This window comes from Streptomyces sp. NRRL WC-3549 (genome assembly GCF_000721935.1).
Lineage (GTDB): Bacteria > Actinomycetota > Actinomycetes > Streptomycetales > Streptomycetaceae > Streptomyces.
Genome location: NZ_KL585427.1, coordinates 48029 through 49952, shown reverse-complemented (window position 1 = coordinate 49952; position 1924 = coordinate 48029). Strand labels below are relative to the sequence as shown.

Below are 1924 nucleotides of genomic sequence, written 5' to 3'. Positions count from 1 at the left end.
TACGGCGGCTCAGCGAGGCCGACGACGGCCTGGAGGTCGAGCTGCGGGTACGCGCCGACCGCGCCGGGGTGCTTCTGCACCGCGCGGGCGCCGTCCCCGCCGAGTACGCCACGGGCGTCGTCCAGGTGCACGCCCGGCTGACCGCCCGCGGCGCCGGCATCGGCCACATGGGCCACCAGACGTACGGCCGGACCGTGCGGGACGTACTCGACACGGTCGAGAAGGAGGAGCTGCCCGAGCTCCGCGACCTCGCCCGCGTCCTCGCCGACCGCCCCGTCGCGGAACTCGCCTACGACGACCTCCTGGTGGACGGCCGCGTACTGGTCAGGCTGCTCACCCTGGTCGCGCCCGCCTTCCTGCTCGACTCGGTGCTGGAGGGACGTTCCCCGCTGGCGGACCGTACCGCCGCCGCCGGCGTCGGTTTGGTCGACGACCCGACCGCGGACGGCAGCCCCCGCGCCGTGCCCTGGGACGGGGAGGGCACCCCCTGCGGCCCCACGGTCCTGGTCGAGGACGGCGTTCTGCGCGGCTACCTCAGCGCACGCCGCACCGCCGCCGAGGCCGGCACCGCCGGCACCGGTTCCGGGCAGCGCGGACCGTCCGGCGAGATGTCCACGGTCCAGCCCGGCTACCTGCTGCTGCGCCACACGGTGGACCTCGGCACCGAGGTACGGGAAGGGCGCACCGTGCTGCACGTCGTCCAGGCGAACGGGGCGCACACCTCCAACCCCATCACCGGCGACTTCTCGATCGGCGCCAACGCCGTGGTCGTCTCCCCGGACGGCACACGGCGCAACGCGGGCAACATCACGCTCGCCGGAAACGTCTTCGACCTGCTCCGCCACATCGACGGGCACGACGGGCGGACACGGGTCAACCGCAGCAACAACGCCTTCGTGGCCGGTCCGGGCGTCTGGACCACCTGCCTCACGACCGGCCGCTAGGAGCGCTCCCGTGTCCCTCCTGAAGAACCCTCAGTTCCGCCTGTTCTGGGGTGCCCAGACGGTCAGCATGGTCGGCACCAACATGGGCCGCACGGCCATTCCGCTGGTGGCCGCGACCACGCTGGCGACGACCCCCTTCCAGATGGGCCTGCTGAACGCCGCGCAGACGGCCGCGTTCCTGATCGTCGGTCTGCCCGCCGGCGTGCTGGTGGACCGGTCCCGCCGCCGTCCGATCATGATCGTCTGCGACCTGCTGCGGGCCGCTCTGCTGCTGCTGATCGGACTGGGCTTCTTCCTGGACCGGATGTCCTTCACGGCCCTCATGGTCTCGACGCTGCTCCTCGGCTTCGCCACCGCGTTCTTCGAGATCGCCTACCAGTCCTACATCCCGGTGATCGTGGGACGGGACCAGCTGGTCGAGGGCAACGCCCGGCTGGAGAGCACCAGCGCCGTGTCCAGGCTGGTCGGCCCGACCCTCGCCGGCTTCCTCGTGACGGCCGGTGCCACGGCGGCGCTGTGCGCACAGGCGGTCGGCCACCTCTTCTCGGCGCTGCAGCTGTCCCTCATCCGCACGGCCGAGCCGGTCCCGGACCGGGCACCGGGCCGGCGCATGGGGGCCGAGATCAAGGCGGGTCTGCGGTTCGTGCTGCGCGATCCGGTGTTCCGCGCGATCACCGGGTCGGCCGCGACGTACAACCTCTTCTACGCGATGGCCACCCCCCTGGTCATGCTGCTGCTCGTCGACGAGATCGGCCTGTCCGGCACCGCCGTCGGCGCTCTGATGGCGGTCAGCGGGGTCGGCGGTGTGTTCGGTGCGGCCGTCGCCGGCCGGGTCGCCGCCGCGTTCGGCCCGGTCAGGGCGATGTGGGCCACCTACCTCGTGACCATACCGACCAGTCTGCTGATCCCCCTGGCCTCGGACGGCTGGGCGACGGTGCTGTTCGCCTTCCCCTGGTTCGCCACGAGCTTCGGCATCGTCG

Annotated in this window: 2 protein-coding genes; both read left to right on the top strand. The window is 72.4% G+C overall.

The window, feature by feature from the left end; translation table 11 throughout:
• A partial coding sequence (locus tag IH13_RS0129305; RefSeq protein WP_031089057.1) for a metallopeptidase TldD-related protein occupies positions 1-944 on the top strand: 944 nt, incomplete at its 5' end.
• A gap of 10 nt (positions 945-954) precedes the next feature.
• Positions 955-1924: MFS transporter (locus IH13_RS38790; RefSeq protein WP_031089056.1), on the top strand; the 970-nt coding region annotated here is incomplete at its 3' end.